Here is a 12,965-nt window from a genome sequence, read left to right on the forward strand (position 1 = left end):
GCTGCGCTCGTTCACCGGGCGATCCCCATCTTCTTCTCCAGCACGTTGAAGAGCGCGCTGATCGACAGCGTGATGACCAGGTAGCCGACCGCGATCCAGATGAAGGACCAGATGATGCTGTAACCCAGCTCGTTGAGTGGCTTGTAGGTACCGAGCAGCTCGGTGACCGAGAAGGACCCGGCGATCGCGGAGTTCTTGGCGAGCGCGATGAGCGTCGACCCGATCGGGGAGATGACCGCCCGGCCCGCCTGCGGCAGCACCACCAGGTTCAGGGTCTGGATGAACGTCATTCCGAGGCTGCGGGCGGCCTCGCCCTGGCCCAGCGGCACGGTGTTGATGCCCGACCTGACCGCCTCGCAGATGAACGCCGAGGTGTAGGCGGCCAGCGCGAGGACCGCGAAGGTGGTGAACGGCAGCCGCACCCCGAACCGCGGCAGGCCCAGCAGCACGGCGAAGAAGAGCAGGGTCAGCGGGGTGTTGCGCAGCACGGTGACCCAGGTGGTGCCGAAGGCGCGCAGCGCCTTGACCGGCGAGACCCGGAAGCCCGCGATGATCACCCCGACCACCAGCGCCAGCACCCCGGCGTACACCGTCAGTTCGAGGGTGCCGAGGAAGCCCTCACCGTAGAGGGAGAAGTTGTCGAGCAGTACGTTCATGTGCGGCGGCCCTCTCAGTACCGTTCGACGGCGGGCGGGGTGGGCGCCGGGACCCCGGACAGGCCGAGGGTCGCGTCGTACGCCTTCTTCCAGTCGCCGTTCTTCTCGTGGGCCACGATCGCGTCGTCGAGCGCGAGCCGCAGAGCGTTGTCGCTCCTGGCCACGCCGACCCCGTAGGGCTCCTTGGAGAACGCCTTGCCGACGAGCTTCATCTCGTCGGGCGCCTTGGCCGCGTATCCCAGCAGGATCGAGTCGTCGGTGGTGACGGCGTCGACCTGGAAGGTCAGCAGGTTGTCCACGCAGACGGAGTAGGTGTCGTAGGTGACGGGGATGGCGTCGGGGTAGTCCGACTCGATGCGCTGGATGGGGGTGGAACCGGCGGCGGAGCAGACCTTCCTGCCCTTCAGGTCCTGCGGCCCCTTGATGTCGTTCTCGTCCTTGCGGACCAGCAGGCCCTGGCCCGCGATGTAGTACGGGCCGGCGAAGCCGACCTGCTGCTTGCGCTTGTCGTTGATCGTGTACGTGCCGACGTAGTAGTCGATCTGCCCGTTGCCGAGCGCGGTCTCACGGTTGGCGGAGGCCACCGACTTGTACTGGATCTGGTCGAGGCCGAAGCCGAGTGACGCGGCGAGCATCCGGGCGATCTCGACGTCGAAGCCGGCGTAGGTGCCGTTGGCGGGGTCGCGCTGGCCGAGGTAGGGCTGGTCGTCCTTGACCCCGATGACGAGCTTGCCGCGCCGGTGGGCGGAGCTCCACGTCTTCGAGTCGGGGAGCGAGAACTCCCGGTCCACCTTGTAGGTGGGCAGGTCGTCGGAACTGGGCCCCTTGGTGGGCGGGCTGCCCTGCTTGCCGCAGCCCCCCAGCAGGGCCGCGGCCGCTGCGAGCAGCGCGATGTGCCTGGTAGTACGTCGCATGGCGGTCCCGGGTCGTCAGTGGTGGAGGATCTTGGACAGGAAGTCCTTGGCGCGCTCGCTGCGCGGCGCGGTGAAGAACTCCTCCGGGACCCGGTCCTCGACGATCAGGCCGTCGGCCATGAAGACCACGCGGTTGGCGGCGGAGCGGGCGAAGCCCATCTCATGGGTGACGACGACCATCGTCATCCCGTCCCGGGCGAGCTGCTGCATGACCTCCAGGACCTCGTTGATCATCTCCGGGTCGAGCGCGGACGTCGGCTCGTCGAAGAGCAGTGCCTTGGGGTCCATCGCCAGTGCGCGGGCGATGGCAACCCGCTGCTGCTGACCGCCGGACATCTGGGCGGGGTACTTGTCGGCGTGCGACAGCAGGCCCACCCGGTCGAGCAGTTCCCTGGCCCGCTTGTCGGCGTCCGCGCGGCTGCGGCGGCGTACCTTGACCGGCGCCAGCGCGACGTTCTGCAGCACCGTCTTGTGCGCGAAGAGGTTGAAGGACTGGAAGACCATGCCGACGTCGGCGCGCAGCCCTGCCAGCTCCTTGCCCTCGGCGGGCAGCGGCCGGCCATCGATGGTGACGGTTCCCGACTCGACCGGCTCCAGCCGGTTGATCGCCCGGCACAGCGTGGACTTGCCCGACCCCGAGGGACCGATGACCACCACGACCTCGCCGCGGCCGATGGTCAGGTCGATGTCCCGCAGGACATGCAACTGTCCGAAGTGCTTGTTGACACCACTCAGGACGATCAGTGGATCCATGCGCAGCCCAGCTCACTCTCACCACGTCGGACGGTCGGCGAATGGGCAACCTATCCGTTCAAATCCGCATATCGGGCCGACACGCAGGGTGCCGCCATTAAGCTGATTTGTGGTGCGCGCGCTCGCCGACGGCCCGCGCCGCGGATCGGCGCGGGTGCGTTCCGGGGAGGGTCGGGTGCGGGCCGGTCGGGTGCGGGCCGGGGTCAGCCCAGGACCCGGTTGACCAGGGTGTCGCGTTCCGTCTGCGGGATGGCGGTCCAGCGGGTGCCGCGGATCGCGCCTTCGAGAGCGAGCAGGGTGTGCGTGCAGGCGTCCTCGGGAAGGTCCTCACGGATCTTCTCGAAAGCCCGGCCGGCGCCGAGCCGGCGCAGTTCGCCGGCGTCCTCTACGCCGCCACGGCGCAAGCGGTCGGCAAGGATTGCTCCGATATTCGGCATCTGCTGCAGGGAGTCCACGTCGCGCCTCCGGTACCGATCTGATCAAGTGGTGCGTTTCCGACATCATGCACCGTACGGCCGCGCGCGGAGGCGTCATTGCCCGCCGGACACGCCTGACCGCCGTCCCAGCGCGGTGCCGCGGCCCATCGGTCCGGGGGCAGGACGGGCCGTCAGTTCTCGGACGCCTCGGCGAGTGTCTGGGACAGCTCGGGCGTGCCGCTCTCGGCCCATTCGTGACCGATCCCGACCACGTCGATCTCACGGCCCGACTCCAGTCTGACCACCGGCAGGCCGTTCGGCCACACCTGCCAGACGGCGCCGGGCACCGTGCGGACGATGACGGTCCCGAGGTAGAGACCGGCATCGTTGCCGAGCCAGGGCAGCACCTCGGGGTCGTCGCGCCACTGCGGGACCAACTGGTCCAGAGCCGTCAACGAGCCCGGGGAGTCGTCGAGTTCGACCCCGGCGTCCTCGGCCTGGGCGCGCAGCAGATCGCACTCGGCCAGCAACTCCGTGACGCTCGCCGCGTCCGGGTCGCCACCGCGGACCACGACCCCGGGCGCCTCCGGGTGCCGCTTGCGCCACTTGTCCAGGAAGGGGATGTCCATGCGGTTCAGCGTCGCACCCGGGGCGGTCCGACTTCTACTGGCGCGCTCGCCCCACGAGGGCCCGGGGCGGTGGATCAGCAGCCGATCGCGTACACCTTGCGCAGGGTCTCGTGCACCGTCCAGGTCGTCCTGTCCCCCTCGCGCAGGACGCAGACAACGCCGGGGCCGAGTTCGAGCGTGTCGCCGCCCGTCACCTCGACCGTGGCTCGGCCGCTGACGACCACGAACATCTCGTCGGCCTCGGTGTCGGTCACCACGCCCGGGGTGATCTGCCAGATCCCCCGCAGCCGGGTCCCGTCCGCCGACTCCCAGAGCACCTTGCCGGTGACCTCGGGCGTGCCGGACACGATCTGCGCCGGATCGAGCGGCTCGGGCTCCAGCTCGGCGTCGGGAACGCGGACGGCGAAGCTGGCGGAGGGCAGGTCAACGGTGCTCATGAGCGCCGAGCGTACGGCGCGGGACGCGGGGGCGGGAACGACAGGTTGTATACGGTCCCGCGCCCGGCTGTACGCCTCGTAAGCCTCGTAGGCGGAGCTGTGCGCCCCCGGCGGTCAGACCGTGAGGTCGACGACGACCGGCGCGTGGTCGGAGGCGCCCTTGCCCTTGCGCTCCTCGCGGTCGACGTACGAGTCGCCGACCGCCTTGGCGAAGGCCTCGTTGCCGTAGACCAGGTCGATGCGCATGCCCCGGTTCTTGGGGAAGCCCAGCTGGCGGTAGTCCCAGTAGGTGTACGGGCGGTCGTACTTGAGCGGACGCGGCACCACGTCGGTCAGGCCCGCCGCGCGCAGGGCGGACAGGGCGGCGCGCTCCTCGGGGGTGACGTGGGTGGCGCCCTCGAACTGCGACAGGTCCCACACGTCCTCGTCGTTGGGCGCGACGTTGAAGTCGCCCAGCACCGCGAAGGGCCGCCCACCCGCCGCGTCCTCGGCGACCGCGGCCCGCAGCGCCTCGAACCACTCCAGCTTGTAGCCGAAGTGCGCGTGCCCGACCTCGCGGCCGTTGGGCACGTACACCGACCAGACGCGGACCGGCCCGCAGGTGGCGGAGACCGAGCGGGGCTCCTGCACGCCCTCGTACTCCGGGCCGCCGGGCAGCCCGGTCACCACGTCCTCCAGGCCGACCTTCGACAGCAGCGCCACGCCGTTCCACCTGCCGGTGGCATTGACGGCCGCCTCGTAGCCGAGCTCGCGCAGCTCGTCGAAGGGGAACTGCTCCAGCGAGCACTTGGTCTCCTGGAGGCACAGCACGTCCGTGCCGGTGCTCTCCAGCCAGGCGAGCAGTCGCGGCAGGCGGGCGGTGATCGAGTTGACGTTCCAGGTGGCGATGCGCATGGATCCGAATCTACCGCCCGGCACCGACAACCGCCCCGGGCTGCCCCGGGGCGGTGCGGTCAGGGCGTGCCGTCAGCCCAGTTCGACGGATTCGCCCGGTGCCAGCCGCTGGTGCTCGGCGCCGCCGACGCCGGGGCCGTCGGGGCCGAGCATCCGGCCGTAGACCGTGAACGCAACATCGGTGAGCAGCCCGTCGTGGACGTCGAAGGCGCGCTGCGGCTTGACCTCGCGCAGATAGTCGACGACCTCGGAGAGCTTGCTCCACGGCGCCTGCAGCGGCAGCAGCAGGGTGTCGACGGGCCGGCCGGGCACCGTCAGCGCGTCACCTGGGTGGAACACCGAGCCGTCGATGACGTACCCCTGGTTGGCGATCCGCGGGATGTCCGGGTGGATCACGGCGTGCAGCCGGCCGTGCACCTCGATGTCGAACCCCGCCGCGGTGAAGGTGTCGCCCTCGCCGACGGTGTGCACCCGGCCGGGAAAGGCCGCCGACACCTGGTCGGCGACGGACTTCAGGGTCCAGACCTGGGCGGCCGGGTTGGCGTCCAGCGCCAGGCGCAGCCGGTCCTCGTTGAAGTGGTCGAGGTGTTCGTGGGTGATCAGGATCGCCTCGGCGCCGACCGCGGCGTCCTCCTCCGTGAAGGCGCCGGGATCGATGACGAGCACCTGCCCGTCCTTCTCCAGCCTGACGCAGGCGTGGCCCTTCTTGGTCAGCTTCACTGTTGCTCCTCGGAACGTGATCAGCGATATCGACGTGCACCGGGTCGTACGGAAACCATCATCGCGGAGGATCGCCGGCGGCACCGCCGACGGCCGTCTCCTCCTGGATCACCCGCTGCGCGACCCCGAAAGCGGCCTTCGCCGCCGGGACCCCGCAGTAGACGGCCGTGTGCAGCAGCGTCTCCTTGATGTCGGCGGGGGTGAGGCCGTTGCGCAGCGCCGCGCGGGTGTGGGAGGCGAGGTCGTCGAGATGCCCGCCGGCGGTCAGCGCCGTCAGCGTGATGATGCTGCGGACACCCCGGTCCAGGCCGGGCCGCGCCCACACCTCGCCCCAGGCGTAACGGGTCATGAACTCCTGGAACTCCCCGGTGAAGTCGTCCGCCCCCGCGGCGGCCCGGTCGACGTGCGCGTCGCCCAGGACCTCCCTGCGGATCCGCAGGCCCTCGTCGTACGGGTCCACGCGGCCCGCAGGCACCGCGGCCGGCTGCTCGGCGGCCGGTGGGACGGGCGGGGCCTGGAGGACGGCCGTGGTGGAGGCGGTCACGGACTCGGTCCAGGCGGCGCCGAAGTGCCGCACCAGCAGTTCGCCGACGGCGCCGGGCTGCTCGACCGGGGTCAGGTGGGAGGCCGCGGGCACCACGGCGAGCTTCGCGTCGGGTATCCCGGCGACCAGGACGCGGGCATCGGCCGGCGGCGTCGCGGGGTCGTCCGCGCCGGCCACCACGAGGGTCGGGACGGTGATCCGGCCCAGCTCGTCACGTACGTCGTGCGCCGCCAGCGCCTCGCAGGCGGCGATGTAGCACTCGGCGTCGGTGGTGCGCACCATCTGCACGGCCCATTCGACGATGGCGCCCTGCGCGGCCCGGTAACCGGGGGTGAACCACTGCTCGGGAACGGTATGGGCGAACTGCCCGAGGCCGTTGGCCCGGACGACGACACCGCGCTGCCGCCAGGAGTCGGCGGTGCCGTGACGGGCGGCGGCGGAGACGAGGGCCAGCGCCGCGACCCGGTCCGGCCGCGCCAGCGCGATCCGCACACCGACAGCCGCACCGAGCGAGCAGCCCGCGTACCCGAACCGGTCGATGCCGAGACCGTCGAGGGTGGCGAGCAGCCGCTCCGCCAGCTCGGCCACCGAGGCCGCGGGATCGGCGGGCGCACCGCCGTGACCGGGCAGGTCGTAGCGCAGAACCCGCCAGTGACGGGTCAGCTCGGGCAGCTGGCGGTCCCACATGTGCCATGTGGTACCAAGGGCGGGACCCAGCACGAGGACCGGGGCGTATTCTGGCCCGTCAAAGCGGTATTGGAGGGTCTGCTGCGTCGTCTCGCTCATCCGCCTCACGCTCTCATATCTCACAATCTCTCACGACCGCGCGGTATGTCGTCTCCGGTCCCATGCAGCCCACCCCACACTGTGGCAGCTCCACGAAGATCCTCCACCCCCGGCTTGACGTACCACCTCTTGGTGGTCAGGACGTTCGCGTGTCCCGCCCAGCGAGCCAACAGGTGGTCCGGCACGCCCATATTGGCGAGGTATGTGAAGCAGGACGCCCGAGCGTCGTACAGGCGCACCTGACGTAGCCCCAGGGACGCCATGATCCGGTATGCCCGTCGGCGGAGCTGCTTGATGTTTCGTGCCTCCCCCATCTCGTCCACCAAGACGTAGCCGGAGTCAAGGTAGTCCGGTCCGAGGGCCAGCTTTTCCTTAGCCTGCAGAGACTTGAACGACCGGAGCGCGTCCCATACCGGAACTGGCAAGGGAAGCTCTCGTTCTCCGGCCATCGACTTAGTATCTTTTTCCACCACCGTCTTGTTCCCCATCATCGTGCGGGTATTGGCGATGCTGATAGTTCCGGATTCCAAGTCCAAATCCTCCCAACGGAGTCCGCAGACTTCTGCCGGGCGGAGACCCACTAGCGAAAGCAGGAGGGGGGCGTAGAGCCTATCCATTCTGATTCCCTGCACGAATGCCTGGACCTCCACGACGTCCCAAGGTTTTAGTTCCGCCTTGGTTCTACGTTCTTCCTTTCGAGCCCGACGTGGAATCGTAAGATGCTGAGCCACATTCATCGACACAAGTCGCTTAGTCACGGCACGATTCAGACACTCTTTAAGTCGCGCTAGACTCATGTCCACCGTTGTAACTCCGAGCGGAGTTCCAGCCCGCCCTCCTCGAACACGCCCGTATTTGCGAGCCCATTTCATCCAGTCCTCCACGTCTCCTTCACTAAGCTCCTGAAGCAGGATCTCACCGAGTTTCCCCCGGACTCGATCCAGGGTGATGCGGTAGTTATAGATTGTAGTTTCTTCGAGGTCTTCCGCCTTCTTCTCCAACCATTGGTCAATCCACATGTTGATCGTCAGTTTGTTAGGCGGGACGAACGTACCCGAATTTTGCTCACCTTCGATTCGGAATAGTTCTGCCTCGGCTTCACGGAGCGTGGCTCGGGTAACAGTTAGCTGCTTACGCTTACCACTCTCTCCCCGGCCGATGTCGAGAACGAATCGATACCTCACCTTTCCCGACGAGAGGGTGATCTTCTTTATATCCGTCAATTACTCTACCTTCCTTGCCATCCGGGTTCAGGGCCGAACGCAGGACTCATAGCCAGAGGCGCAACTGCATTACACCCAAAACGAACGCCCGGTAGATGACCCGCTGCACGCAGCACCACCCCGCGCTGAGGCGACGTACGTCTGGCTCACCGCCAAGTGCAGCCCGGCAGCGTCATCCCGTTACTACTCCATGGTGGTCACGATCGCCGGTTTGGTTAACCGGCGATCGTCGTCTATGTTGCGCGCCGTCGACAGCGCACCGCCGTCCGTGGCGTGCCCGCCGCCGGACTATCAGGAGGCCAGGCGATACGACCGGAGGGCCAGCGGTTCGCCGTCGGTCACCAGGACGAGGTAACCGTCATCGGTGAGCCGTTGGAGGTTGCGGGCCACGACTTGCTCGCGAGCGCCGATGGCTTTAGCGGCCTGACGGGTCGTCGCCTCAGGGGGAGCAACTACGTGTGCAAGGACAGCGCTGTCGCGGTGATGGCCGCGTAGCAGTAGGTCCTTAGAGAGGAGACCGGCCGCACAGACACACAAGCAGAGTCCGGTGGACAAAACGCCATGGTCCTCGCTTTGCATGACGGTCCATGCGTTGACAGAGCCAAGGGCGAATGGGACTGGGGCGCCGAAGCGCAAGGATCGGAGTATGGGGTCAGACAGGTGGTCTCCCGGGTCCGGGCCTCCGACGAGGCAGGTGGGCGAAGGGGAAGACACAACCGATGGACTTGCGCGCTGCCCGGAGACCCGCCCTTCCGCTGACCTGGTGTTTTCGGTGATGTTGTACGTTGACATGCTCCCGGAGGAGGTTCCAGTTCCTTGGGGCCCTTTCTCGTCTGCCGTTGGCGAATGCGCGGAAAGCACGGCCGCCGAACAGGCCCCATCAGGGCAGCGCTCAGGCGGTTGCCGACCTTTTCGGCCCGTTCGGGATGTGTGGCCGATGCTGTGCCGCCAGTGCCAGCCCCCGGCTCGCCTTCTAGCTGTCGCCCAGGATGTGATCGAGCTGGACGCGGGGCACAGGGATGCAGATCCGCGTACTGCCCCCGGCCTCCATGCGTTCCAAGGTTCCCAGGACGGGCAGTGCGCGTTCAGCGCCGACGTCTCCGTCGGACCTCGGCGCCTCGTGCCAAGAGCAGGGCCTCGGTAGGCTCGCCGCACCCGACGGAGGTGAAAGTGCGACGAGGCAACGACATGACCAGGTATCGGTACTGGTCGGAGCGCCAGATCCGTGCACTCGAACGCGACAACGGCCTCCGACTCGGACGCTCTTGGCGGATCGCAACGGCCGGCACGCCGGGCTCGATGTTCGGCATCCCACTTCCAGCGCTCGGGTTCCAGCGTTCAGAAGTTCGCGAGCGTAGCCGTCGGCAGGTGGCCGACCGGGTCACGGCGGCTTTGCGCGAGCAGACCGCCGTCACGTACGACGAGGAGTACCCCGTACTTTTCGCTAGAGGGCTGGGCAAGGTCGCATTCTCCGCTTTCACTGACGGGCCGGCCCGCGACAAAGGCGTGGTGCTCCACACTCGGATACAAAGCAATTCTGGCCAACGGGTGGACTTGTGCCTCTTTGGCAGCCTCGATAATGCCGCCGACTTCCGCCCCGGCGAAGCGCTCGAAGGGAGTTCCTCGTCCGCCTGGTATGCCGTCGCCGAACTCCTTGAAAGCCGGGGCCAGCGGAACACCTCGCAATGGGACGATCAAGGGTTGGCAGTCGAGGCGCTAGAGATCGCGCTTGGAGATCGAGAGCGTGGCGAGGACGGCACTAGCGGAGATCCATGGACACGGCGATGGACTCTGGGCCACGCCATTGACGTCGAGTGGCTGGCGGTGATTTATTCCGACGTCACTCTCGACCGCGGGCGGTGGCGCTTCGATGGAGGGAGTGCTCTCGTTGGCACCCAGCGCATCATCGTCGGAGCTCCCGTCTGGGTGCGCGCGCCGGGCCCGCGGTCCGTGGTGCGGTACGCAGATCTTCGCCGGGCAGCGGCCAGCAGCCCGACCGGGTGGCGGCGACTCGTTTCGGGCTGACGCGCGGATCCTAAGGGCGGCTGCGTCCACCGGCCGCGCGTTTCGGGGGCGGTCACTCCATCGAGGAGCAGAACCAGTTTCCTTGAGCTTTTGGCGGCTGGGCGGTTGTTCAGGCGGCGCTGCTCCGGCGGTTCGAGGGTTGCTCTGGATCATGTCGAGGTTCACTCGGTCTCCGCAAAGGGTGAGATGCGGGCTTCCGAACGCGAATGCCATGCACAGGACGTTCGCGCGGTCATGGAGCGGGAAGTTCTGCGTCGGCCGAAGCGGGACGGGTTGGGTGCGGTACGCCATTGAGTGGGCGGCTGGCCCCGTACTGGGCTGCCTGGATTTCATACAAGGCCCGGTAGTGCCCACCGGGCAGCGCCATGAGGTCTGCGTGCGTGCCCTGTTCGATCAGCTGGCCGTGATCCAGGACGTAGATCAGGTCCGCGGTGGCTGTCGCGGCGAGGCGGTGCGTGATCAGCAGCACGGTGGTGCCGTCGCCGGTCAGGGAGCGCAGCGCCTGGAACGCCTCGACCTCGGCCTTCGGGTCGAGCGCGGAGGTGGGTTCGTCCACGATCAACAGCGGGGCGCGGCGGTAGCGGGCTCGGGCGCTGCCCAGGCGTTGCCATTGGCCGCCGGAGATTTGGGTGCCTCGTTCGAAGCCTTGGACGACCAGGCTGTCCCAGCCGTGCGGAAGGGTGCTGATCATTTCCAGGGCGTCTGCTTCGCCGCATGCTTGGTCGATGAGGTCTTGGTTCAGGGGCTGGTCGGAGCGTCCGATGTGGATGTTGGTGCGGGCGGTCATGGGCCAGCGGGGGAAGTCTTGGGCCAGGACGGCGACCTGGTCGAAGACCTGGTCGCGGTCGGTAGGAGCTCCGGAGATGAGTGAATCCCCGCGCAGCGAGCAGGATCAACAGGACGCGGGGCCAGGGAACGGCTCCGGGCGGATGTTCGGGCGCCGGTTCCTACTGATCGGGTCGGGAGTGCTGACGGTGGCAGCGGTCGGTCTGATCGCGGTGGGTCTGGCCCGCCAAGAGCCCGCCCCGCCCCAGGCTGATCGCGTTCGCTCAGCAGCGACAACGCAGCAGAGCGGCCAAGACTCCTCGGGAGACCACAGCGCGCATACGGGTCACACCATGACCCAAGCCCCCGTGCGCGGCACCGTCCTCAAGGCGTTGGCACCCGAAAGGATCACCATCCCTTCGCTCAAGGTCGACTCCTCGCTGGAGAGTCTCGGGCTCGACGCCCACCGGGCGATGCAGACGCCGCGCGACCCGGACAAGGCAGGATGGTTCACCCCGGGCCCGACCCCGGGTGAACTCGGTCCCTCGGTCATCGCCGGCCACGTGACCTGGAACCAGACCCCAAGCGTCTTCTTCAAACTCGGCGCCATGAAGAAGGGCGAGATCGTCAACGTCACCCGGCAGGACGGCACCACGGCGGTGTTCACGGTGGAGCGCATCGCGCGCTACCCCAAGGACAAGTTCCCCACCGTCGAGGTCTACGGCAACCTCGACCACGCCGGATTGCGACTCATCACCTGCGGCGGCGACTACTCCGCAGCAGACCACCACTACACCGCCAACGTCGTCTACGCCTCCCTCACCTCCACCCACTGACCCTTCAAGAAACCACGAAAAGTCGCGCACTGCGGGAAGCCTCCGGCGATCGGGGGGCTTCCCGCACTGCTGGTCCCATCGCAGACCCGCAGGCGGCGCCCCGCTGTTATGCCCACGCGCGGCAAAGACTGACCTTCTGTATCCCGACCGTCCGCAACGGGCCACGCTTCACGATGGAACCACGGCATGGAGAGAACTCACGCAGCATGCCCGGCCCGTGGCCGAGGCCGCCCCGCCGTCGCAAGACGGCGTGGCCGTCTACCACCCGTGCGCCCCAGCGCCTACGCGCCCCCTCGTGTCACGGCCACGCCATTCCCCACTTCCGCTGGCTGAGCGTCACGCAATTCCCCACCCTCGCGGTCAGGACTCCCCAGGGAGTCGGACGTGAGCGTGCCGCGACCAACTGCAGGAAGCCCCAAGTGCCGACGGCCCAGGAACATGATGAACCCGCGCCGGTCCGGCTCGCCTACGCCTCGATCTGTGGTTGCTGCCCTATTGAAGTGACGTCAGCTTCTGGGTGTACGCCGCTGCGCGATCGCAAACGGGACGGCCTGTGCCAGATGCAGCACCGGTGGCAGAAGGTCGGCCCAGAAGGCATCGATGTCGGGGGGTGATGCTGCCGCCAGCCGGAAGGTGGCGGCAGCAGATTGCTCCAGATCGTGGCTGTTTGACGCGGTGTGAGTGACATTGAAGGCCGCTGCTTCCAGTAGGCCGAGCAGTTCGTCCGGTTCTAGCCCAGAAGATCGCCAGGGCCCCTCGCACCGGAAGGCCATGAGGCGTGTATAGGGTCCAGAGAACGCTTGGCGCAACTGGCCCACGGTGGGCTCGTTGTGGGCGAGCGATTCCAGCGTGCGGGCGCGGAGCGGGGGGCGGCCAGAGGTCAAGCGGTCCCAGATCGTGATGCCCACGACCACGGCAGCGCTGGCACAGTGCCAGGCGATCTCCCCGATGGTCCGTTCGTAGGCGGCTGCCGCAACATGGGCCGCGCGCACCGCCCGGCAGTGGTGCGCTGCGGGCCCGGACGTGATGGAGTCCTCCAGCAGGTCCACTTGGATGGCTAATCTTCCGTTCAGTGCGCGGGCCGAGTCCCACTCCCCGCGCAGATCCGCGCAGGCGCGGCTCAGGCTCTGCAGAACATCGCGCTCTCCTTCGCTCAGAAGACGAAGATCCCTCAGATCAGGAAAGCGTGCGCCCATCCCTGGTCCCTCTCTCGCCGAGCAGCAAGCGCAAATGCACCAGTCCCAGGCCAGGCAGCCCAGGGTGTGAACCTGCTCCCCGAACGACCGGCCCATTGTTGGTCGTAGTACCCAGATAGCGGGGCGATGACGCCAGATGTGGCACAAAAGGGGCTAGTGCTGACACAAACC

At 67.8% G+C, this 12,965-nt stretch carries 14 protein-coding genes; 2 read left to right on the plus strand and 12 right to left on the minus strand.

Features of this window, described 5'->3' with window-relative positions; genetic code table 11:
• Positions 1-11: 11 nt before the first annotated feature.
• From O3X23_RS30990 to O3X23_RS31035, 10 genes are all read right to left on the minus strand, one after another.
• Positions 12-656 carry an amino acid ABC transporter permease gene (locus O3X23_RS30990; RefSeq protein WP_269275393.1) on the minus strand — a complete coding sequence of 215 codons (645 nt, stop codon included), beginning with the start codon at positions 654-656 and terminating at the stop codon, positions 12-14.
• Between the two features lie 14 nt (positions 657-670).
• A complete protein-coding gene (locus O3X23_RS30995; protein ID WP_269275395.1) occupies positions 671-1,570 on the minus strand; it encodes a glutamate ABC transporter substrate-binding protein in 900 nt (299 codons plus the stop codon).
• A 15-nt stretch (positions 1,571-1,585) separates the two neighbouring features.
• Positions 1,586-2,329, minus strand: coding sequence for an amino acid ABC transporter ATP-binding protein (locus O3X23_RS31000; RefSeq protein ID WP_269275452.1), 744 nt, complete (start codon positions 2,327-2,329; stop codon positions 1,586-1,588).
• A gap of 197 nt (positions 2,330-2,526) precedes the next feature.
• On the minus strand, positions 2,527-2,778 hold the full coding sequence (locus O3X23_RS31005; RefSeq protein WP_269275397.1) for a TfoX/Sxy family DNA transformation protein: 252 nt from the start codon (positions 2,776-2,778) through the stop codon (positions 2,527-2,529).
• A gap of 152 nt (positions 2,779-2,930) precedes the next feature.
• The gene (locus O3X23_RS31010; protein WP_269275399.1) at positions 2,931-3,368 is read right to left on the minus strand and encodes a DUF6278 family protein; all 438 of its coding nucleotides are present in this window, start codon (positions 3,366-3,368) and stop codon (positions 2,931-2,933) included.
• Between the two features lie 74 nt (positions 3,369-3,442).
• Positions 3,443-3,805: a cupin domain-containing protein gene (locus O3X23_RS31015; protein WP_269275401.1), complete on the minus strand. Its 363-nt coding sequence runs from the start codon at positions 3,803-3,805 to the stop codon at positions 3,443-3,445.
• 114 nt (positions 3,806-3,919) lie between these two features.
• A complete protein-coding gene (locus O3X23_RS31020; RefSeq protein WP_269275402.1) occupies positions 3,920-4,699 on the minus strand; it encodes an exodeoxyribonuclease III in 780 nt (259 codons plus the stop codon).
• A gap of 72 nt (positions 4,700-4,771) precedes the next feature.
• Positions 4,772-5,419 carry an MBL fold metallo-hydrolase gene (locus O3X23_RS31025; RefSeq protein ID WP_269275404.1) on the minus strand — a complete coding sequence of 216 codons (648 nt, stop codon included), beginning with the start codon at positions 5,417-5,419 and terminating at the stop codon, positions 4,772-4,774.
• A gap of 58 nt (positions 5,420-5,477) precedes the next feature.
• The gene (gene pcaDC, locus O3X23_RS31030) at positions 5,478-6,749 is read right to left on the minus strand and encodes a bifunctional 3-oxoadipate enol-lactonase/4-carboxymuconolactone decarboxylase PcaDC (protein ID WP_269275406.1); all 1,272 of its coding nucleotides are present in this window, start codon (positions 6,747-6,749) and stop codon (positions 5,478-5,480) included.
• A gap of 20 nt (positions 6,750-6,769) precedes the next feature.
• On the minus strand, positions 6,770-7,972 hold the full coding sequence (locus tag O3X23_RS31035) for a tyrosine-type recombinase/integrase (protein ID WP_269275408.1): 1,203 nt from the start codon (positions 7,970-7,972) through the stop codon (positions 6,770-6,772).
• Positions 7,973-9,142: 1,170 nt separating this feature from the next.
• Between O3X23_RS31035 and O3X23_RS31040 the strand changes: the two genes are divergently transcribed.
• Positions 9,143-9,997, plus strand: coding sequence for a hypothetical protein (locus O3X23_RS31040; protein WP_269275411.1), 855 nt, complete (start codon positions 9,143-9,145; stop codon positions 9,995-9,997).
• Positions 9,998-10,229: 232 nt separating this feature from the next.
• Here the strand turns inward: O3X23_RS31040 and O3X23_RS31045 are convergent, their stop codons facing one another.
• Entirely contained in the window at positions 10,230-10,880 is a 651-nt protein-coding gene (locus O3X23_RS31045) for an ABC transporter ATP-binding protein (RefSeq protein ID WP_331283968.1), read from the minus strand.
• 235 nt (positions 10,881-11,115) lie between these two features.
• Between O3X23_RS31045 and O3X23_RS31050 the strand changes: the two genes are divergently transcribed.
• Positions 11,116-11,598, plus strand: coding sequence for a class F sortase (locus O3X23_RS31050; RefSeq protein WP_331283966.1), 483 nt, complete (start codon positions 11,116-11,118; stop codon positions 11,596-11,598).
• 506 nt (positions 11,599-12,104) lie between these two features.
• Here the strand turns inward: O3X23_RS31050 and O3X23_RS31055 are convergent.
• Entirely contained in the window at positions 12,105-12,794 is a 690-nt protein-coding gene (locus tag O3X23_RS31055; RefSeq protein ID WP_269275413.1) for a hypothetical protein, read from the minus strand.
• Positions 12,795-12,965: the final 171 nt, after the last annotated feature.

Origin of the sequence: Streptomyces sp. H39-S7, from assembly GCF_027158205.1 — a bacterium.
In the GTDB taxonomy this organism is placed as follows: domain Bacteria; phylum Actinomycetota; class Actinomycetes; order Streptomycetales; family Streptomycetaceae; genus Actinacidiphila.